Here is a 22,436-nt window from a genome sequence, read left to right as displayed (position 1 = left end):
TACAATTAAAGTAAACTTAAAATTTGCACAACTACAATTAGTAATACCATTGCAATTGGGTAAACTGTTGCATAAGCAATTGCAGGAGCGTCAGCATCTACCATATTATCTATGGCGGCTAAACCTGGTGTACTCGTCATACTTCCGGTTAAAGTTCCTAACAATGTTAATATGTTTAATTTAAAAAAATATCTTGCAAAAAATGTTGTTATTAACATTGGTATTAACGTTATTAATACTCCATAGAAAAATAATTCCAACCCATATTTTTGAAAGGTTTCAACCAAACTTGTGCCAGCACTTGTGCCAACGGCGGCTAAAAAGAATAACAACCCAAATTGCCTTAATAATTGGTTTGCTGCACCAGTCATTGTCCATAAAATTGGTCCTGTTTTACCAGTTCGTCCCAAAACTAAAGCAACCATTAAAATACCACCAGTAAGCCCTAAACTAAATGAAAAACTATCAAAAGTAAGGCTTATTTTCCCTACTAAAATTCCTAATATAATTCCTGTTGCAATAGGTAAAAAATCGGTACTTGATAATTTACTTGTATCATCACCAAAAATTCTACTTACATCTTTCATGTTATCTTTATGACAAACCACAATCAATTTATCACCAAATTGTAATTTTGATGAAGGACTTGGAGAAATATTAATACCTGAACGTCGGATTCTGGTAATTGTGGCATGATACGTTTGTAAAATATTTAATTGCCCTAATGTTTTTTTAACAACCTCTTTATTTGTTACTAAAATAGATCTAACATCATAATTAGTATCCAACGGAATTTCAGTATCAACTTCTGCTCCAATTAATAATTTAACTCTCTCTAAGGCTTCTAAAGTTCCTACAGCCTTTACAATATCACCTTTATGAAGAATAACTTCAGGTTCTGGAGCCATAGCAACATTATCGTGTACAATTCTTGAAATTACAGCCTTTGTCATAAATCGAATATTCAATTCTCCAAAATTTTTCCCAATAACATTTTCATTTTCAACTACAAAATGCTTTCTAATAATTTCAGGAAAGTCAGTTGTTAATTGTTCTTTGTATTTTTTTTCTTCATCCTTAATATTCAAACGTAACGCTTTTGGTAAAAAACTTACAAAAAGAATCACTCCAATTACCCCAAAAGGATACCCAATACCATAACCAATAGATGCTAGCGGAGAACCAGTTGAATCAATTGCGGCAGCTAAACCAGGTGTACTAGTTAAAGCGCCATTTAACAATCCAATTACTAAACTTTTATCTATATCAAAAAAATAAAATATTAAAAAAGTAATAAACCCTGCACTTAAAATAAGTATACTTGCCAAAATTGCTAATTCTCTACCATTCTTTTTGAAGGATTCAAAAAAACTTGGTCCTGCTTGTATACCAATGGTGAAAATAAAAAGCACTAATCCTAAATTTTGAAAATCTTTTGGAACAACCATACCAAAATGTCCAAAAACTAAAGCAACAAATATTACCGCCGAAACATCTAGCGATATTCCTTTAATTTTTATTCTCCCAATAATAAAACCAATTACTATTATTAAAAACAATACAAAATAACTACTTGTAAATAAATCCATTTTTATAAAAATTTAGTTGTACAAAATTAATGAGTTCACATATTCAAAGTAATTAATAATTTCAGAAATTACGAAAACGATTGCTCTATAATAGCTAAAAAAAAGACCTAAGTAAAAACTTAGGTCTAAATTACTATACTAATAAGTTTAATCTAACGCTCCTAAATAACGTTCAGCGTCTAAAGCTGCCATGCAACCTGTTCCTGCAGCAGTAACAGCTTGGCGGTATTCTTTATCCTGCACATCACCTGCAGCAAATACACCCGGCACATTAGTTTTTGTAGATTTTCCTTTGGTTGTTAAATAACCCGTTTCATCCATATCTAAAATACCTTTAAATATATCTGTATTTGGCTTATGACCAATAGCAACAAATACTCCAGTAACTTCTATAACTTCTTTCTCTCCAGAAATATTATTAAATACTTTAACGCCTTCTACAACATTTGACCCTAAAACTTCTTCAATTTCAGTATTGTATTTTACTTCTAAATTTTTAGTTTTATCAACTCTATGCTGCATTGCTTTTGATGCTCTCATATAATCTTTACGAACCAAAAGTGTTACTTTTCTACAAATATTTGATAAGTAAGTAGCTTCTTCAGCAGCCGTATCTCCTGCTCCAACAACTACAACATCTTGCCCTCTATAAAAGAAACCATCACAAGTTGCACATGCAGAAACTCCACCACCAATTAAACGCTGTTCACTTTCTAAACCTAAATATTTTGCGGTTGCTCCAGTACAGATTATTATTGAATTTGCTTCAATTATTTTTGAACCATCAACGGTAACTTTATGAATACCTCCAACTTCCTTACTAAAATTAACTTCAGTAACTAAACCAAAACGCACTTCAGTTCCAAAGCGTTCTGCTTGATTTTTTAAATCCTCCATCATAGCAGTTCCATCGGTACCTTTAGGATATCCCGGAAAATTATCAACTTCAGTTGTTGTTGTAAGTTGACCTCCCATTTGCATTCCAGTATACATAACTGGCTTTAAATCTGCTCTTGCCGCATAAATTGCAGCTGTATAACCTGCAGGACCAGAACCAATTATTAAGCATTTTATTCTTTCAATTGTATCAGACATGATTAAGTTTTGTTTTAATGATCAACAAATTTATACCATTTAATCTTATATTAACACCATTGTTTATAATTTTTAATAATGTACTTATAATAAATTGTAATCATTAACTTTTGTTACTTTAAAAACATTATTAAACGTTAAATTTGCGCCTTAAATAAGAAAAATGTTTACCGAAAATACAATAACAACTATTAATGATGCAACGAGCGTTTTAAATACAGAAACCGCTGTTTTAATTTACTTTTCAACAATTTCTTGCAGTGTTGGAGAAGCTTTTGAACCAAAAGTTAGAAAATTGCTTGCAACAAAATTTCCAAAAGTAAAATTTTATAAAGTTGATTTAAATTTAGCTCCTGAAGTTGCTGCTAGCTATTCAGCGTTTGTTGAACCTACTATTCTGGTGTTTTTTGAAGGAAAAGAAACCATTAGAAAAAGCAGAACCATTGGGATTTTTGAATTGGAAGAAGCAATTAAAAGACCGTATGAACTTATTTTTGAATAATTACTTGTATTCTATATTATATGTTTTATATTTGCAGCCTTAAATTAAGATAACTATTCGGGGTGTAGCGTAGCCCGGTTATCGCGCCGCGTTTGGGACGCGGAGGTCGCAGGTTCGAATCCTGCCACCCCGACTGCATTAAAACCTTTCAATAAAATTGAAAGGTTTTTTGTTTTAATACAAATTACTCATTTCCCAACTCTAAAAACTTAGCTTAAATGCTAAAAATACCGTACCTTTAATAGTCAATTCACTCAACGTATTTTATTTAGTTGAAAAATAAATCATCTTTAAAAGATGAAAAATTCAGTACAAATATTAGGTAACTTTAAATTGTTTTTTATTGAAATAGGTGAACTTTCTTATTTTGCAAAACGCTTTTTCATTGAAGTTTTTTCTACACCTTTTGAATTTAAAGAACTTTTAAGACAATGTTATAATATGGCAAATAAATCGCTTGTATTAGTTGGCGTTACTGGTTTTATTTTAGGACTTGTTTTTACATTACAATCGCGACCAACATTAGCACAGTTTGGTGCAGTTTCTTGGATGCCATCAATGGTAAGTATTTCAATTGTAAGAGAAATTGGCCCAGTAATTATTGCCCTCATTTGTACAGGTAAAATAAGTTCTGGTATTGGAGCCGAACTGGGCTCAATGCGCGTAACTGAGCAAATTGATGCTATGGAAGTTTCAGGAACAAATCCGTTTAAATACCTAGTTGTTACACGAATTTTAGCCGCTACTTTAATGTTGCCTTTACTAATTATTTTTGGTGATGTAATTGCACTATTTGGATCTGCACTAGTAGAAAATTTAAAAGGAAGCGTTTCTTTCTTATTATATTTTAATAAGGTTTTTGATGCTATTAAATTTTCAGACATAATACCTGCAACTGTCAAATCGTTTTTCTTTGGCTTTGCCATTGGCTTAGTGGGCTGTTTTAAAGGCTTCTACTGTAAAAAAGGAACTGTTGGCGTTGGTGAAGCGTCAAATTCAGCAGTTGTTTACACATCAATGTTATTGTTTATTATAGATTTTATTGCTGTATTTATTTCTGATATATTCTTTGAAATTTAAAAAATGGGAACTATAAATAAAAAAACTTCTGTATTAAAAATTCAAAATTTAAAAAAAAGTTTTGGCAATAATGCTGTATTGAATGGTTTTTCTATGGAATTATTTGAAGGGGAAAATTTGGTTATCATGGGGAAATCTGGCTCAGGAAAATCTGTAATGATAAAATGCTTGGTTGGTTTACTAATTCCAGACGAAGGAAGTATTGAAATTTCAGGGAAAACAATTTCAGAATTATCACAAAAAGAAATGAATTTATTGCGGACAGAAATTGGTTTTCTTTTTCAAGGAAGTGCCTTGTACGATTCTATGACAGTGAGAGAAAACTTGGAATTTCCTTTACGAAAAAGTAATTTAAATTTAACTGAAATTGAAAAATTAGTAAATGAAGTTTTAGAAAGTGTTGGGCTACTAAACACCATAAATTTAATGCCTGAAGAACTTTCTGGAGGTATGAAAAGAAGAATTGCCTTAGCCAGAGCTATTATAATGAAACCAAAAATTATAATTTTTGATGAACCAACAACAGGTTTAGATCCTATTACGGCAAAAGAAATTCTTGAATTAATGAAAAACATACAAAACCAATATCATACATCTTCTTTAATTATTACGCACGATATTGATTGTGCCAGAGTGATTTCCAATAGAATGATTTTGCTAATTGATGGAATTAATTATGCGGAAGGTACTTTTAAAGAATTATCTTCTTCAACAGATAAAAAAATTCAAGCATTTTTTAAATAAACAACAATGAAACAATCTAGTACACAAAAATTTTATTTAGGCCTATTTATTGTTATTAGCACTATTGCGTTAATTATTGCGCTATATTTTATTGGAAATCGTCAAAATTTATTTGGAAAAACTTTTAAAATAAATGCTGTTTTTAACAATGTAAATGGCTTACAATTAGGTAATAATGTAAGATATTCTGGAATTAATGTTGGTACAGTGAAAGGCATGAATATGGTGAACGACACAACTATTTGTGTTGAAATGATTATTGAAGATAAATTTTTAAGCCATATAAAAAAGAATGCAGTTGCTGCGATAGGATCGGACGGTTTGGTGGGAAGTATGGTTATAAACATTGTTCCAAATTCAGAAATATCTTCAGCACTAACTCCTGGAGATACTATAAAATCTTTTAGTAAAATTTCTACCAATGATATGCTAGAAACCTTGAACACCACAAATCAAAACGCTGCACTTTTAACATCGGATTTACTAAAAATAACTTCTGCCATAAACCAAGGAAAAGGAACTTTAGGAATGTTAATTAAAGATCCTGAATTAGCAACCAATCTTAAACAAACAGTATTTAATCTTAAAATAGCAAGTGCAGATGCTTCCACAACAATTAAAGATTTAAAAAACATTGTAAGCGCTATAAATTATGATGAAAGTTTAGCGTCAGTTATTTTAAGCGATTCTATATCAGCAAATAAAATGAAAACTATTTTAACAAACTTAAAAAAATCGAGCAAACAAATTAATACTTTAACAGAGAATTTAAACGAGCTTATTTTAAATTTTAAAGAAGCAAAAGGAACCGTAAATTATATGGTTAACGACACTTCTTTAGTAAAGACCATTGATACAACCATAAAAAATATTGAACAAAGCAGCGTGAAATTAAATGAAGATTTAGAAGCATTACAGCACAACTTTTTGTTTAGAGGTTATTTTAAAAAATTAGAAAGAGAAAAAATTAAAGAAGCGAAAAAGAGAGAATAAAATTAATAATTATGTATTTGCAATCTTATTTAGTAATTATAGGTTCTTTATGCATTTTTTTTACGAAATTTAAAGTGAATTAGTCTTTTTTATAAATTTTATGTTTTATAAAGATAAACATATCTTAAATATTCTTTTTGAAGCAATTCCAGAAGGTGTAATTATAGTGGATGAAAACCAAGTTATAGTGGCTGCAAATCATCCTGCAGAAAAAATGTTTGGTTACAAAAAAGGCGAATTAACCAATAACCCGTTAAACTGTTTAATTCCAAAAAAAATACATTCTGTGCATAATTCGCACTTTACTAATTTTTTAAATTCGAATGGAAAAAGGCAAATTACACATAATCTAAATTTAATAGGCGTTAAAAAAAGTAACAAAACATTTCCATTAGAAATTGGGTTAAATCCATTTAAAGTTGAAAATAAAATTTATGTTTTAGCATTAATCATTGATATTTCTGAAAGAAAAGAAAATGAAAGAAGAATAGATTTTATAAATACTGAATTAGAAAAAAAAGTACAACAAAGAACAGCAGACCTTCACAATACAATAACGCAACTAAAAGAACTAAACCTAAGTTTTAAAAAAGAAATAAGAAAAAGGAAGGCTGCAGAAAACCAATTAAAAGAGGCTTTAAAAAAAGAGATTGAACTAAATGAATTAAAATCAAAATTTTTAACAATGGTTTCTCACGAATTTAAAACGCCTTTAAGTGGTATTTTAACATCATCAATGCTACTAAACAAATACCAACTCACTGAACAACAAGAAAATAGAGAGAAACACATAAAGACAATTACAAATAAAGCACATTACCTTGACACCATTTTAAATGATTTTCTATCCATTGAAAAATTAGAAGCAAACAATATAAATTATAAATTCACTACTTTTAATTTAAGCACTATTATTAACGAAGTTGTATACAACGCCAACATGTTATTAAAAGAAGGGCAACACATTCAATTTCCTAATAATATAGATGAATTTAAAGTTACGCAAGACGAAAAATATTTAAAATTGGCTTTATCAAATATTCTAAATAACGCCATAAAGTATTCACCTAAAAATAGCACTATAATTTTAGAAGTTTATCAAAACAACTCCACTATAGAATTTAAAATAACCGATAATGGCATTGGAATTCCTGAATACGACCAGAAATTTATATGTAACAGATATTTTAGAGCTGAAAATGTATTAAACGTTCCCGGAACCGGAATAGGGTTAAATATTGTAAAAACTCATATTGATAATTTAGGTGGAAATCTAAGTTTTTTAAGTAAAATTAATGAAGGTTCAACATTTATTATAAGCTTACCTAACAAACTTTAAAATGAAAACAATTTTATTAATAGAAGATGATGCAGTTGTGCGAGAAAATACAGCAGAACTTTTAGAGCTAGCAAATTATAAAGTATTAACTGCTGCACATGGTAAAATTGGAGTTAACATAGCAAAAACTCAATTGCCAGATTTAATAATTTGCGACATTATGATGCCAGAATTAAACGGCTATGGCGTGCTTCAAATATTATCAAAAGAAAAAGCAACACAACAAATTCCGTTTATTTTTCTATCAGCAAAAACTGAACATAAAGATGTTAGAAAAGGAATGAATATGGGAGCTGATGATTATATAACAAAACCTTTTGATGAATCGGAATTATTTAGCGCTATAGAAAGTAGGTTAGCAAAAGTGGCTATTTTAAATGAAAACATACATACTTCAAATAAAAAAGAACAAATTGTTGCTAATGAAGGTGAACTTAAAACAATAGAACATTTAAAAAACTATTTTATAAATAACGCAGAAGAACATACTTTGTTTGCTGGAGAAGTTATTTATCATCAAGGCGACAACTCTAACTATATATATTTAATAAACAAAGGAATTGTTAAAACATATAAAATAGATGAGCAAGGTAAAGAGCTAATAACTGAATTGTTAAAAGAAGGCGATTTTTTCGGATTCACATCCTTTTCACTCAACATTCCGCATCAAGAATTTGCTGCAGCTATTGAGGACACATCAACTTTAAGATTATCAAACAATCATTTAAAAACAATTTTAAATAACAACCACGATTTAACATTAGAATTATTTGATTATTTAAGTGATAATGTGTACGAAATTAAAGAACATTTATTAGAAATGGCTTATAGTTCTGTTAGAAAAAAAACAGCAAGTACCATTTTACAATTTTCCGAAAAAATTAAAAAAACTCCCAACATTTGCGTGCAAATATTACGAAGCGATTTAGCAAGTATTGCTGGAATAGCAACCGAAACTTTTATAAGAACACTTTCCGATTTTAAAAAAGAAGGATTAATTGATGTTGATGGAAGAAATATTAAAATTTTAAATATTGAAAAATTAAAACGAATAAATTAATATTACCCAAATATTCCTTTCTTCCTCCTGACGAATATCATTTTACTGTTTCATTTTGCTTCCTAACTTTGAGTATCACAGAAATTAAAAAGCACCATGAAAAATATACTATTACCAACCGATTTTTCAAAAAATTCTTGGAATGCCATAAAATATGGTCTTGAATTTTACAAAAATTTACCGTGTAACTTTTATATATTACACGTTACCCTAATGCCAACTTATATTGGCGGCGAAATTCCTATATACCCAACAACCAACATATTAGAAGCTACTGTATTAAAACAAGCTAAAATTGAATTACAAAAATTAATAAAAAAAATAAAAAAAATAGATTCAAACCCAGAACATCATTTTTATACCATTTCAAAATATGACTTTTTTATTGACGCAGTAAAAACTCAAATTGAAGAAAAGAAAATAGATCTTATAATTATGGGTACAAAAGGAGCAACTGGTTTTAACGAAGTTGTAATTGGCACAAATACTGGTGATTTAATAACAAAAATAAAATGCCCTGTACTAATAATTCCAGAAAATTCAACATTTATTGCACCAAAAGAAATTGCTTTTCCTACAGATTTTCATAATTTTTACCAACCAGTTATATTAAATAATATTTCTGAATTTGCCGAAATATATAATTCATCAGTTAGAATTTTACATATTGCTAAAAAAAATGAAATACTAACAGGCAACCAATTAGAAAACAAGCATTATTTACATAATTATTTTACTGAAGAAAAACACAGTTTTCATAAAATTACCAACAATAAAATTGAAGATGGCGTAGAATGTTTTGTAGAGAGCAGACATATTGATGTTATTATAATGATTGCAAAAAATTTAACCTTTTTTCAACGCATTTTGTTTAAACCAACTGTTGAAGAAATTAGTTACCATACAAAAGTTCCTTTTTTAGTTTTACACGAAGATTAAATATACAATTATGGAAAATGCGTCAACTTTTTTAGCCAAATTTTGGGGATGGTATTTAATTATATTCTTCTTAATATTAAGTTTTAACCCAAAAAGAATTGTGCAAATAATGAAGGATTTAAAAGATCAAAAATTTGTAATAATTTCCTCTTTTATTGCCATAATTATTGGATTATTAAACATCCTTTTTCATAATATTTGGGAAAACAACTGGACAATAATTATAACTTTAATAGGCTGGTGTTCTCTAACTATAGGCTTATCTCTATTTATTTTTCCACTTCGAACAGTGAATTGGTTAAATTTTATTAATATTAAATTTGTTCAATTACTATATATGTTGCTTTTTTTAGTGGGTGTTTTTTTATTAAGTATGGCTTACGGCTTTGTTTTTGTGTAATTTATTAAAAAAACACAAATTATAAAACTGACAACAATCAATCACTAATTTGATTTAAATCATTTAAAATCTTTAATTTACACCTTAAATTTATACTGTAACTTAAACGTTCTTTGAGTTCTTTGAAAATTCAAAAACTTCAAAAAAATTTACATCGGTTAACAAAAATGTAAATGGAAAGGTTTAGATACTGCATGAGTAGTTTGGTTATATTCTTAATTTTAGAAATAAAATTTTGAAAAATTATTTAATCTCATAACGTTACTGTAATCTTCCCAAAAGGAAACAGGAAGTGAAAACTTCCTGTTTCTTAATAATTTAAGTCTAGATTATTATAATTTTAGACAATTTTGAGGATTATTAATATTATAATTTAATATAACGGAGTATTAATTTCAAAAAAGGTGAAAGCCGAAGTTAAAAAGAAGAAACGTTAAATTATAAAATTAAGCCTCAAAAAGGAAACAGGGAAGCGCAAGTTTCCCTGTTTCTATTTACAGCATAAATTATGCTACTAATCTTTTAAATACTTATCAAACCAACCACTTGACAGTTTTGTGATCATTTCTAATTTTCCTGTTTCCGTGAACAAATGTGATGCTCCGTCAATTATTTTCAACTCACTATAGCATTTTAAATTAGCTCGTGCTCTTTTATTTAATTCAACAACAACATCATCATTCCTTCCTACGATAAATAAAGTTGGTGCTGTTATATACATTAAACTATAGGTTACTAAATCTGGTCTTCCTCCACGCAACACAACAGCTTTAACTTTATTTCCCAAATATGCTGCGGCATTTAAAGCAGAAGCTGCACCTGTACTAGCTCCAAAATACGCAATAGGTAAATGCTTTGTATGCTTATAGTTACGCACCCATTTTGTAACCTTTAATAAACGTTCTGTTAGCAAATCTATATCAAATCTATTTTCGTAAACCAAATCTTCTTCAGGTGTTAGTAAATCAAAAAGTAAACTAGCAAACCCTTCTTCAATTAATAAATTAGCTACAAAATTATTTCTAACACTTAAACGGCTACTTCCACTTCCGTGTGAAAATAAAATTATTCCTTTAGTTTCTACATTTTCTGGAAGTCTCAATTTTCCTTTTAAACTTATATTACCAATATAAATTTCAATTTCTTTATAAGCATCTGCAATTTTCATTATTTTTATTTTTTAAAACATAACACTCTGATAAATTATAAATTTTAAATCTTTTGGAAGTTCAGTTCTTATATCTTCTAGCTCTCCCAAAGACACATATTTTCGTAAAACGATAAAGGTTGTTTTTATATAGTTTTCAGCTTTTTCATCAGATTCAAAATCGTGTATAGAAGTGTTTCCATCATACCTTCGAACTAAATCTATAAAATCGACCAAATTTTTAACTTTTCTTTTCTTTTTAAGTGACCAGCCATTTACATAAACAGCTTTTAAAAACATTGGAAATTGAGCAATTAACTGTAAAGATTCTTCTGTAGAAATTATATCGCGCAATCCATGAAGAGTTGCAGAAAGTATTCTACCTGCCTTTTCTATATCATTGTTTAAATTCATTTGTTTGGCATACGCCTTTAAAAATGAATTAGCTTCTTTTGCAAATTGATTAAAATTAAGTCCCATATTTGTTATTGTTAACTCCTAAAACTTATAAATATCCCACTTTTCTCTTTTGTTTTTTACAGCAATTAAATTTGGAGCTATAAATTTTGAATGGAATTCTGGCGGTGTATTATTTTTTGATGGAACGTAATTTCGTATGTTATTTAAAAACATATATAAATTTCCATTTACATCAATAATATATTCCTCTAACTTTTCTGCAATTATTTGTTTTTTCAACAATTCATTATAACCTATTTCTGTTTTAACTAGTTTTATAATAATTGCAAAACCGTTCATAAAATTTGAAGCATTTAAGAATTGTGGTTCAATTATTTCTTCCCCTTTTTCATTAATATATCCATAATAATACACCCCATTTATAAGTTTTTTTATTAAACATCTATTATCGCTTAAAACTGGATGAATTGTAGATTCAAATTCTGAGTTACACACATTTTGACTGCTTTTTTCAACAACTAAATCATTTCTAAAATTTATAACTTGTACACCTTCCCTATTTATAAAACCCCATTTTCCATCTTGTTTTACCGCAGCAAAATAGCCTTGAAAAGGAAAACACTCATCAATTTCATTTAATATTTGGGAATTAGATTGTGAATAAACAAATAGACAAATAAATAAAAAATACAAACTTTTCATTATACTAATATTTTAAAGTTTTATAAATCTATTATTTGTTTAAATTTTACAAAATGATATTGCTCAATGAGCTTATGCATTAAAGAAAATACAGCTTTCCAACAATAAAAAAACTCATACTAAATCAATGTTTTTCAATTGTTTAATTATTTTTCATCTTATTTTTATAATTTTTATTGAAGTAAATTTTTCCAATTAAACTGATAAGAATCATTCCTAATCAACAAAACATTTTATTACTTTATATGAATATAAAACTGAAAAAAATGATCACCGAAGTTCACTATAAAACATTTGGTTATGGCAAAAGTATTAATGAAATACTTTACCAAATAAATTGCTGGGAGAATGAATTTGGGTATATGCACACAGAACTTAATTTTATCACAAATTTGCTAAAAAACTACCCTGTTAATTCTAATACTCCAAACCTTTATGAACGTATTCAACTATTTTTAAAAGAACTTTCAAATGTTGAAAACACAAGACATTCACTACTTATTGAAATTGATGATTATAAAAACGATTTAATTGGCCAAGATGAGAAACATCATCTTGAAAGTCACGATTACTATTTGATTACTTATCAAAAAATAGCAGAATCAATTTTTAATTATTTCAAAAATTATAATACCTTAAAGTGCAATATTTATGAATATGTTGAAGGCTTATTGGAAACTAATTAAGAAATTGAAAATAAATAATACTATTTTTTAAATATTAAAAAAACTTAAAATTATGACAACAACTATAAAAAAAACTTGGTCAAATACCCGAAAAAGTGTTTCAGAATTACATGAAGAATCTAAAAATTGGCTTTCTGAGTTAGCTTTTATAAGAGATGAAATTAAGTTCTTAAATCATTTATTAAGTGAAAAATATATAGATTATCTTTTTGCAGGCTTGGGTAAAAGAATTGAAATATTTACAAAGAAAATGAAAGTTGAAGATGCCTCTGGAGAAATTTTAATCGAAACAATAAATAAACACGAACTTTTATTGGCTGAATTAATTGAACATAATAACCTACTAACTAACATCAACTATATTGATCAACACAAAAAATTAGAAAAAGAAATTGAAATTTATATGAAGAAATATAAAAATTTAAAAAAACAAATTTTTGAAGTTGTTGAAAAAGTAATGCGTAAAAAAAACATAAAACAAATTCAATAATCAAATAGTTTAATTTCTATAAAACTACGCCAGAATATATGTTAAATATACTTCTTTAATTGGTTTTTTAACAATTTTAAAGTCTACAAACAACTAAAACCTAGTATCTACAAGGAAAATATTTTTTTAATATCTGAAAAATTTAACAACCAACATATTTAAAAATAAAATACATTTGCCTAAATTTTAAATATTAATTTGGCATCTAAATGAAGTTATATCAATTAATTATAGTTCTTGTACTATTTATTTCATCCGTAGCAAATTCTCAAAACGATTTACCTTTACGTTTAGATGATTCAAAAATTAAAACGTTAAATAATTTATCAAATCCCTTACTTCAAAAAAGTTTAGAACAAGAATTAAATAAAGTGCCTGCTTGGAAAAAATTAATTGCAGAAAACAAAATGGCTGTTGGAGTTATAGATTTAAGTAATCCAGAAGACGCAAAATATGCAAGCGTAAATAGCAACCAAATGATGTATGCTGCAAGTTTACCTAAAATTGCTGTGTTATTAGCAGCAATGGATGCTATTGAAAAAGGACAATTAAAAGAAACTCCAGAGGTAGTAAAAGATATGAAGCTAATGATTAGTAATTCTAATAATCAAGCTTCTACAAGAATGATAGATAGATTAGGTTATGCCAAAATAGAAAGCGTTATGACCGATGATAAATACAAATTATATGATAAAACTTATGGAGGTTTATGGGTTGGCAAACGTTATGCCGCAGGAGGACCTACCAATAGAGAACCTCTAAAACATTTAAGTCACGCTGCAACAGTAGCCCAAGTTTGCAAATATTACTATTTATTAGCAAATGGAAAACTGGTAAATAATGAAAGATCTAAAGAAATGTTAGATATTATGGAAAATCCAGCTTTGCATCACAAATTTGTAAATACGTTAGATTTAATTGCTCCGGATGCGCGACTATTTAGAAAATCCGGTTCTTGGAAAAACTTTCATTCAGACTCTATTTTAGTTTGGGGAAAAGAAGCTACCAGGCGCTATATTTTAGTGGCATTAATTGATGATGCAAATGGAGAAAGCATAATTAGAAACTTAGTAGTTCCTGTTGAAAAGGTACTAAAAAAAGCATTGGTTATATAAACAACATACTAAAGTTGTAATTATATAGTTTTAGTATAGTATTCTTCTAAATTACAAATTATCAAATTTAGTTTAATACATTTAAAACAAAACGGAAAATGAATAGGTTTCAAGCACTGCTATTTACAATTATTTTTGCCACAACTATTATGTTTGGGCAAAACGACTTACCAATACAAACTAATGATTTAAATATTAAACCATTAGGAAGCCTTTTAAATAAAGAATTGCAAACTGGTTTAGAATTAGAATTAAATAAAATTCCTAAATGGAAAAATTTAATACAACAAAATAAATTAGCTGTTGGTGTTATTGATTTAAGTAATCAAAACCAAATTGAATACGCCAGAATTAATGGCAATAATATGATGTATGCCGCAAGTTTACCTAAAATTGCTATTTTATTAGCTGCCATGGATGCTATAGAAAAAGGAGAATTAAAAGAAACTCCTGAAGTTAAAAATGATATGAAATTAATGATTAGCAAATCTAACAATCAAGCTGCAACCAGAATGATTGACAGATTAGGCTTTGATAAGATTGAAACCGTTTTAACAGATGAGAAATACCAATTATATGATGAAGAACACGGAGGTGGTTTATGGGTTGGTAAACGTTATGCTAGCAGTGGAAAAACGCATAGGGAGCCGCTAAAAAATTTAAGTCACGCTGCAACTGTAAATCAAGTTTGTAGGTTTTATTATTTATTAGCCAATGGAAAATTGGTAAACAAAGAAAGATCTAAAGAAATGTTAGGTATTATGGAAAAACCAGCATTACATCATAAATTTGTAAATACTTTAGATCAAATTGCTCCAAATGCACGGTTGTTTAGAAAATCCGGTTCTTGGAAAAATTTTCATTCAGATTCTATTTTAGTTTGGGGAAAAGACCCAAAAAGACGCTATATTTTAGTGGCTTTGGTGAATGATGCATCTGGTGAAAAAATAATCAGAAATTTAGTAAAACCAGTTGAAAAAGTATTGGCTAAATATTAAACTAAATTCTATTTTTTTAATATTTCTTCAAAAAACACACACTTATTTATTTTAGAATTGTTTGGGAATAAATACTTTGCAATCACTTTTCAATTCAATACCTTTATCAAAAAATCATCAACTTACAAAAGCATTATAAATGTTGATTAGCGTTGTTTTAAAAAAATATATATTAAAAGTATTTGATTTAAAAGAAGAAGAACTTCATAAAACACTTTTACTACAACTTAATATATTTTTATTAATAACCACATTATTAATTGTTAAACCCACCATAAATTCACTTTTTTTATCGGAATTAACTTCTGACGCCTTACCGCTTGGTTATGTATTAACGGCAATAATGGCAATGGTTGGTTCCTTTTTTTACGATAAATTACTAGAAAAGAATCCATTAAATAAAATAATTGAAGGCACTATAATTGGATCGGTAATTTCATTAATTGTTTTTGGAGTTGCTTTCACCTTTAATATTGCTGGTGGAATAATTTTATACATTCCATACGTTTGGGTGGCTATTTTTGGCTTACTAACAGCATCTCAATTTTGGATTTTAGCCAACTTAGTTTATAATGTTAGAGAGGCTAAACGAGTATTTGGTTTTATTGGTGCAGGAGCAATTGCAGGTGGTATTTTTGGTGGTTATTTAACATCAATCTTGACTACGTTTTTAAGAACCGAGGTGTTGTTTTTTGTGGCTGCAGTTTTTGTAGCTTTTTGTTTACCTATCACAAAATACATTTGGAAAAATGAAGTCGTTAAGTTAAACACATTTCAAGTTTCACTTCGTACAAATCCAAAAGGAGAATCGCCATTTAAATTAATTAAACAATCTAAACTTCTCAGTTTAATTGCCATTGTTGTTGGTTTAAGTGTACTGGTTGCAAAATTGGTAGATTACCAATATAGTGATTATGCTTCACGGCTAATTCAAGACCAAGATGAATTAACTTCCTTTTTTGGTTTTTGGTTTTCAACTTTAAGTGTTATTTCTTTATTAGTACAACTTTTTTTAACACAACGTATTGTTGGTACTTTTGGAGTTGGAAGATCGTTATTATGGCTACCTTCAGGAATTGTAATCGGTTCTATTTTACTATTATTTCTACCTCAAATTTGGGTAATAATAGTTATTAAAATCATTGACGGAAGTTTAAAACAATCGGTTAATAAAGCAGCAACCGAATTATTATCCATTCCAATTCCAATTGAAACAAAAAAGAAAACAAAAACATTTACCGATGTTGTTGTAGACAGTATTGCAACTGGTTTAGCAGGATTTATATTAATATTTTTTATTAACGGATTAGATATTTCTTCCACCTATATTAGTTTAATTATCATCGCTTTAATTTCAGTTTGGTTGTATTTTATCTATCATTTACGAAAAGAATATATTATTTCTTTTAAAGAATTATTAGATACATCTCACGTTAAAAAAGAAAAAGTAATTAAAAAAGAAATTGCAGTTACTTCTATTATTGATACGGTAAATAAGGTTTTAAATAATGGTTCTGAAGGACAAATTCTGCATATGCTTCAAAAAACCTTAGAAGCAAAAGATGAACGCTTTTTTACTGCAATCAAAAAATTATTAATTCATGAATCTCCAAAAATCAGAGCTTTAGCTATTGAAAATTTATACTTTTTAAAGTCCGAAAATTTAAGTTTTCAAATAGAAACTATGGTAAATGACCGCGATCAGCAAGTTACAACGGCTGCTTTTAGGTATTTATTAAAAAAATATGGTGAAGATACTATTGACCTTTTTGATAAATATTTAAACAGAAAAGATGACACTATTGCTAATGCTGCACTAATAGGACTTTCGTTGGAGTTAAGAAACCATCCGTTACTTCAAAATAGATTTGATTTAGAAAAAAGAATTCAATTAGCGTTACAACAAAGTGATGAATTAATTTCTGAAGAACAAAAAACATATAAAATTCAAGCTATTTTAGAAGCTATTGGAAATGCAAGAGTTGAAAATTTTTACCCTATTTTAAATCAACAATTACACTCCAAAAATCAAACTATCCAGAATACAGCAATTTTAAGCAGCGGTAAAACTTTAGATAAAGTATTTATTCCTCAACTAATTGATTTTTTAAGCGGAAAAGACACGAGAAAAGCGGCAATTGATGCATTATTTAGCTATGGAGAGCCTATTAATGATATTTTGGTTAAAAGCGTTAAAGAAGAATCTATTGCTTTAGATGATGCCGTTCATGTTATTGCAGTTATTGAAAAATTTGCTTCTCAAAAGGCTATTAGTTCCTTAAAAAAATTAACAGATGAAACAGAACATTCTGTTAAAATTGAAGCTATTGAAGCTTTAAAAAGATTAAAATGGAAATATCCAAACTTATATATTAAAGATAGGTATATTGTTGATAAAGTACTGGATGAATGTCATTTATATCAAAACACACTTTCTGTAATTCATTCTCAAATTGTTATTCAATATAAAAAGAAAGATTTTTCAAAAGATAATGTTGAAGTTATAGAAGCTAGAAATGGTTTAATGCAATTATTAGAACAACGTTTAGATAGACAGTTACAACGTATTTTTAGATTTTTAGGAATTAAATACCCCCCAAATGATGTAGAGCCAATACTAAACATCATTCTAAATGGAAAAGAAGAACAACGCATACACGCTATTGAATTTTTAGATAATATTTTAGATAACCAGCTAAAAAAGGAATTAATTCCAATTGCCGAATCTATTTTAGTAGAAGCAATTTCTGAAGAAAAAATAAAGAAACTGAACTTAAAAATGCTAAGTGAAGCTGAGTGTTATAGAACTTTATTAGAAAGAAAAGACAGTAAGTTAAAACTTGCCGTTTTATATTTAATTGAAAAAACCAACGATTCTAAATATAAACCGTTGGTTGAATTAGTTATAAATGACACAAATGACAATATTAAAAATAAAGCATTGGAGATTTTAAATAAAATTTAGCTTATTTATTAATTAACTTATCTATACTTCCTGCTAAATACATATGATCACTTGCTGAGTTTTTACGCAAAACATTGGTCATTAATGCAACCATATATATTTTACCATTGGGATGTTCAACAATCGCCACTGAATTCATGAAATTTTGAACATTCCCCATATATTTTCCACAAACTTCACCTTTACTTCTATCGCATTTATATAAACTTCCAGATTTAAAATAAACTGCAGCATCTTTTAATGCAGTTGCTTGTGCATAACGTATTCTTCTATCTGTCATATACATTAATCTTTTCATTTCTAAACTAGATTTTTCGTCAACCACTTTACCTTGCTCTAATTGCACTAAAAACTTCATTAAACCAATTGGACTACCAATACTTCCATCTTTACTGCCTATATAATTATTAGCACCTCTTGTAAAAAAAGTTCCCAAACGCCATTCTTCAAATGTAATTCCCAATTTTCTTAAAGGTAAATTCACTACATCATTTCCTAAATCTGTCAATTCTTTTTTCGGTGTATTTTTAAAATAAGCATCTGCTCCTTCTTGTGTTAAAGATGGGTAATCTTTGCCAAAAGAAGCCATCAATAACGTTTCTCTCCAAACAATACTCGCGGCTCCATTATTACTGACAGACATCATATGGTCTGCCCATTCAAACAATGAAAAAACATCACTAGGAATTACTGTTCGTTTTACCAATTTATTTGTTTCAATATTAAAAATTGGAACTGTATGTTCATCTGTCATTCCCCATTGTCCTGCTTTTACTGATTTTGTTCTTAATAATTCAATTCTTTTTTCAAAAGAATCTGGATATATTTTTGCTAATTGTGTAAATAAACCTGTTAAAACCGCTAATTTCCCAACACTTCCAGGCTGATATCCTGCCGATTCATTTCTGGCAGCATATCTAATATTATTAACATCAGAAATATCTAAAACAGACAACGAATAACTTTTATCCAACCCATAAAATAAACCATTAATTTCCTTGTTAAATTTTTCATCTTTAACTAAAAACTGAGCTGTACTATCTTTCTTTTTTGAAGTTAAACTTAATGCAATTTCATTGTAAGATTTTAATGCACCAGAAGGTAAATTTAAATTCTCTTTTATTACACCACTCTTTATGCGTTCTAATCTCAATAGTCGTTTTATTCCTGTTCTTGAATATCCATCTATTGGATACGGATTCATTCCAACAAACGTCCAACTTAATATTGCAACAACTGCTATTTTTAAATAATGCTTCATTTTATAATTTTTTAGAAAGTATTACTTCCTTGTTTTTATCAATTTTTGGTGTAATGGATTCTAAATATCCAGAACTTAATGCCTTTTTATTTTCTACAAATGGTCTAATTTGAAACAACCATAATTTATTATTTTTAAATCCGAGCTCCACATCATACGCACCTTTGTATTCTGCATTTACTTCTTTGGCCATTTTTTGTCGCACATTGTCTGCTAATTCTCTAATTTCTTTTATATTCTGTTGATTTAGAATAGAACTTTCAAATGTTGCAGATTTTTTAGCTGTTCCGCCGGTAGTTGGCAAACTATTGTAATCCGATTCTCTTGCCGGTGCAATTAATTTGGTTGTTCCATCAGCACCTAACTGATAAGCTTCTGCCGATTGTCCGTCAACTGCACCCCCTGCTCCTCTACTAAAAGCAATGGTTAAATCTTTTGAATTTCCAGAGTTTATTCCCGTTGTAATCATAACACCAGAATAATCAACATCAACACTCGGAATTACCAAAATAGAAGGAAATACATTTTCTGGATTCAATAAATATTTTTGACGCCATTTAAAACTACGTTCTGTATAAGGTGATGCCCAAACATCCTTTATTCCTTGTAAGATTTTATCTTTTGCAACAACATTAAACAAGGTTAAATTTAAACCAGCTCCCGAAAAATCTTTTAAATCTTCCATATTGGTATCACTTCTTAAAAACACCGGAACTTCACCTAATTTTTTTCCTAAAACCGCTACAAATTCACTTTCTAGTTGTGAAATAAAACTTGCTTGAATCGGCATTTTTTTAATTGCTTCTCGTAAAATTTCTAGTTGTTTTAATTGAAATTTTTCCACTTCAGCTTCCGAAATATTAGTAGAACGCTGTTTATCTGCTTCCAAAAACATATTGGTTAAAAATTTCCAATAGGAAACATTTTGACCTGGCATTGGTTGATTCATATGCGATTTAAAAATCCCAAAAGGAATTACAACGCCTTCCACTACTTTATCTGGAAACATTTTTTTCAATTGTCCCAAATTAGCTGCTTTCGGTCCGCATATTTTCCCTGAATCCTTCGCATCAACTTTTCTCATATTTAAAATGCTATTCACATCTAAACGAATTTGTTCAACAGGAACAGCAATTTTAGCTTCATTTCGTGCTGTTTTTGAAAACAATGCCTTCTCTTCAGCAGTCATATCTTTTTCTAATTTCATAATAACATTTCCTTTATTTGAAACCGCGTAAAACACTTTTTGACCGTTGAATTTTTTTAAATTTTGAAGATTATCATCCGACAATGCCGCATTTGGAATTCCTAAATTACGCGCCAATAATTGCACGTGCGAAACTAAATTTCCTTCAGCAACAGTGGCAATTCCTCCTACAGGTTTTAAATCTGATGGTGGTTTTTGAAAAATATAAATTTTTTTTGAAGAAACCTCAACACCTTCTGGTAAACCATCAATAACTACCAATTCTCCAAAAGCATAACCTGGATTTAATCCACGAACAGAACTTTGGTTTGAAATATTAAACACTTTATTGGTTAATGAAGATTCTGTGGCAATAAAATCTCCTAAATCACCCACCGTTTTACCTAAATGTAACGTCACCGAACTTCTAATTTTATCATCAATAAAACCATACGATTTTGGTTCAAATCCAGTGTAAATATTCACAACATCTTCATAATTTGCTTTTACCATAGATGAACTCCACTCTACAACACTTCTTGCCGATTGTAAAATAGTGGTTAACTCATTTAAAGTAAGTGAAGTTGCGCTTTTTGATTTTAAAATTGGTTCAATTTCATTCCATTCCCATAATTCAATATAACCAGCTCCAGCAGTTGCCATTGCTAAATAATATGTTTTATCTAATAATTCTTTTATAGTTATTGGCTGCCATTGGGATGCGTTTTTAAAAACAACTTCTTCCAATTTTAAAGAAGCATCTAGTAATTGAACTCTGGCTTGTGCTCGTTTTTCAACTAAAACTGCTTTTCTTAATTCCAACAACAACAAAGCAGATTCCGAAACTAGTTTTGAAGCATTAGCAGTTGTACTAATATTCACAGCATATTCTTTAATGAAATTTCCAATGGGTGTATTTTTAACCAAACCGGTTTTATTAGGTAACGCCTGAATATCAATTGGCTTGTAAAAATTGGCCATAGTTACCAATAACTCATCAAATTTTAGATTTAATGCAGCTGTTAATTTTGTTTCATTTTTTATTTTAAATTGTTTTACTTTTTCTATATCTACAAATTCTGGTTGTCCGTGAATTTTAACACGTAAATCCATAAATTGAGGAAATAAATCTGATAAAACTTTAGATTGGCTGCGCATTAATTGCGCTACATTATCATCTCCTTTATGTGGAATATCTTTTAATGATTGACGAATTAAAAAGAAATTTTTAGTAATACTTGTATCACCTGTTAATAACCATTTATAAAAATCAATTCCCCAAGCTTCTTCATCTTCAACCTGAACCGCTCCTCTATAATATTGTGCTTTTTGTAATACCCAACCATCATCTACACTTCGTAAATACTTATCTAATTGATATTGTTTAATACGTGAATTGTGATTTTGAGAATCCCAAAATTCTTGATTTGTGGAATATGCCAAAATTTGTCCTAAAAAAACGTGATTTTTTTTACCAATATTCTCAACTACATCTTTATAACGCGCATGTTGTACTCCAGGTCCAATTTCTAGTGGACAAGGATCTTTTGGTTGGCGCACACTTCCATCTTTACAAAACCATCGTATATCTTTATAAGGACCTCTTACATCATTTTTAAATACTGCTATTTGTTCTTTAATATATTGATTACTTAAATTTTGCGAAAAAATTACTATTGAGAAAATACTTGCTAAAAAACTGAAAAGTATTTGTTTTTTCATATA

20 protein-coding genes and 1 tRNA gene are annotated in these 22,436 nt (G+C 28.6%); 14 read left to right on the top strand and 7 right to left on the bottom strand.

What is annotated here, in order from left to right:
- Positions 1-5: 5 nt before the first annotated feature.
- Complete coding sequence (locus JEY78_RS04145; protein ID WP_291847023.1) at positions 6-1,589, bottom strand: aspartate:alanine exchanger family transporter; 1,584 nt, start codon at positions 1,587-1,589, stop codon at positions 6-8.
- Positions 1,590-1,736: 147 nt separating this feature from the next.
- Positions 1,737-2,684, bottom strand: coding sequence for a thioredoxin-disulfide reductase (trxB, locus tag JEY78_RS04140; RefSeq protein ID WP_291847020.1), 948 nt, complete (start codon positions 2,682-2,684; stop codon positions 1,737-1,739).
- Positions 2,685-2,847: 163 nt separating this feature from the next.
- Between trxB and JEY78_RS04135 the strand changes: the two genes are divergently transcribed.
- From JEY78_RS04135 to JEY78_RS04095, 9 genes are all read left to right on the top strand, one after another.
- Positions 2,848-3,186 (top strand): co-chaperone YbbN, encoded by a 339-nt coding sequence (locus tag JEY78_RS04135; RefSeq protein ID WP_291847018.1) that lies wholly within the window; start codon positions 2,848-2,850, stop codon positions 3,184-3,186.
- 58 nt (positions 3,187-3,244) lie between these two features.
- A tRNA-Pro gene (locus tag JEY78_RS04130) sits at positions 3,245-3,319 on the top strand.
- A gap of 164 nt (positions 3,320-3,483) precedes the next feature.
- Positions 3,484-4,266: an ABC transporter permease gene (locus JEY78_RS04125; RefSeq protein ID WP_291847015.1), complete on the top strand. Its 783-nt coding sequence runs from the start codon at positions 3,484-3,486 to the stop codon at positions 4,264-4,266.
- A 3-nt stretch (positions 4,267-4,269) separates the two neighbouring features.
- Positions 4,270-5,010: an ABC transporter ATP-binding protein gene (locus JEY78_RS04120; RefSeq protein WP_291847013.1), complete on the top strand. Its 741-nt coding sequence runs from the start codon at positions 4,270-4,272 to the stop codon at positions 5,008-5,010.
- 6 nt (positions 5,011-5,016) lie between these two features.
- Complete coding sequence (locus tag JEY78_RS04115; RefSeq protein WP_291847011.1) at positions 5,017-6,003, top strand: MlaD family protein; 987 nt, start codon at positions 5,017-5,019, stop codon at positions 6,001-6,003.
- A 100-nt stretch (positions 6,004-6,103) separates the two neighbouring features.
- Positions 6,104-7,342 (top strand): PAS domain-containing sensor histidine kinase, encoded by a 1,239-nt coding sequence (locus JEY78_RS04110; protein ID WP_291847010.1) that lies wholly within the window; start codon positions 6,104-6,106, stop codon positions 7,340-7,342.
- 1 nt (position 7,343) lies between these two features.
- A complete protein-coding gene (locus tag JEY78_RS04105; RefSeq protein ID WP_291847008.1) occupies positions 7,344-8,402 on the top strand; it encodes a response regulator in 1,059 nt (352 codons plus the stop codon).
- A gap of 96 nt (positions 8,403-8,498) precedes the next feature.
- Positions 8,499-9,341, top strand: a complete 843-nt coding sequence (locus JEY78_RS04100) for a universal stress protein (protein WP_291847005.1) — start codon at positions 8,499-8,501, stop codon at positions 9,339-9,341.
- Between the two features lie 10 nt (positions 9,342-9,351).
- On the top strand, positions 9,352-9,741 hold the full coding sequence (locus JEY78_RS04095; protein WP_291847002.1) for a hypothetical protein: 390 nt from the start codon (positions 9,352-9,354) through the stop codon (positions 9,739-9,741).
- 514 nt (positions 9,742-10,255) lie between these two features.
- Here JEY78_RS04095 and JEY78_RS04090 read toward each other — a convergent pair.
- Genes JEY78_RS04090 through JEY78_RS04080 form a run of 3 tightly spaced genes read right to left on the bottom strand, consistent with a single transcriptional unit; the run spans position 10,256 to position 12,010 of the window.
- A complete protein-coding gene (locus tag JEY78_RS04090; protein WP_291846999.1) occupies positions 10,256-10,909 on the bottom strand; it encodes an alpha/beta hydrolase in 654 nt (217 codons plus the stop codon).
- 12 nt (positions 10,910-10,921) lie between these two features.
- Positions 10,922-11,368: a DUF2267 domain-containing protein gene (locus JEY78_RS04085; RefSeq protein WP_291846996.1), complete on the bottom strand. Its 447-nt coding sequence runs from the start codon at positions 11,366-11,368 to the stop codon at positions 10,922-10,924.
- Between the two features lie 18 nt (positions 11,369-11,386).
- The gene (locus JEY78_RS04080) at positions 11,387-12,010 is read right to left on the bottom strand and encodes a WG repeat-containing protein (protein ID WP_291846993.1); all 624 of its coding nucleotides are present in this window, start codon (positions 12,008-12,010) and stop codon (positions 11,387-11,389) included.
- A gap of 266 nt (positions 12,011-12,276) precedes the next feature.
- On the opposite strand from JEY78_RS04080, the gene JEY78_RS04075 reads away from it, so the two are divergent.
- From JEY78_RS04075 to JEY78_RS04055, 5 genes are all read left to right on the top strand, one after another.
- Positions 12,277-12,696, top strand: coding sequence for a hypothetical protein (locus JEY78_RS04075; RefSeq protein WP_291846991.1), 420 nt, complete (start codon positions 12,277-12,279; stop codon positions 12,694-12,696).
- Between the two features lie 52 nt (positions 12,697-12,748).
- Positions 12,749-13,186: a hypothetical protein gene (locus tag JEY78_RS04070; RefSeq protein WP_291846989.1), complete on the top strand. Its 438-nt coding sequence runs from the start codon at positions 12,749-12,751 to the stop codon at positions 13,184-13,186.
- Positions 13,187-13,395: 209 nt separating this feature from the next.
- Positions 13,396-14,301, top strand: coding sequence for a serine hydrolase (locus tag JEY78_RS04065; protein ID WP_291846986.1), 906 nt, complete (start codon positions 13,396-13,398; stop codon positions 14,299-14,301).
- 98 nt (positions 14,302-14,399) lie between these two features.
- Complete coding sequence (locus JEY78_RS04060; RefSeq protein WP_291846984.1) at positions 14,400-15,299, top strand: serine hydrolase; 900 nt, start codon at positions 14,400-14,402, stop codon at positions 15,297-15,299.
- Between the two features lie 139 nt (positions 15,300-15,438).
- Positions 15,439-18,264 carry an MFS transporter gene (locus JEY78_RS04055; RefSeq protein ID WP_291846982.1) on the top strand — a complete coding sequence of 942 codons (2,826 nt, stop codon included), beginning with the start codon at positions 15,439-15,441 and terminating at the stop codon, positions 18,262-18,264.
- A 1-nt stretch (position 18,265) separates the two neighbouring features.
- On the opposite strand, the gene JEY78_RS04050 is transcribed toward JEY78_RS04055, so the two are convergent.
- Together JEY78_RS04050 and JEY78_RS04045 are read right to left on the bottom strand one after the other, a co-directional pair.
- Positions 18,266-19,525, bottom strand: coding sequence for a serine hydrolase (locus tag JEY78_RS04050; RefSeq protein WP_291846980.1), 1,260 nt, complete (start codon positions 19,523-19,525; stop codon positions 18,266-18,268).
- 1 nt (position 19,526) lies between these two features.
- Positions 19,527-22,433 carry a PEP/pyruvate-binding domain-containing protein gene (locus JEY78_RS04045; protein WP_291846978.1) on the bottom strand — a complete coding sequence of 969 codons (2,907 nt, stop codon included), beginning with the start codon at positions 22,431-22,433 and terminating at the stop codon, positions 19,527-19,529.
- Between the last annotated feature and the right edge of the window lie 3 nt (positions 22,434-22,436).

The organism is Lutibacter sp., assembly GCF_016342705.1.
Lineage (GTDB): Bacteria > Bacteroidota > Bacteroidia > Flavobacteriales > Flavobacteriaceae > Lutibacter.
This window is presented reverse-complemented; position numbering and strand designations above follow the sequence as displayed.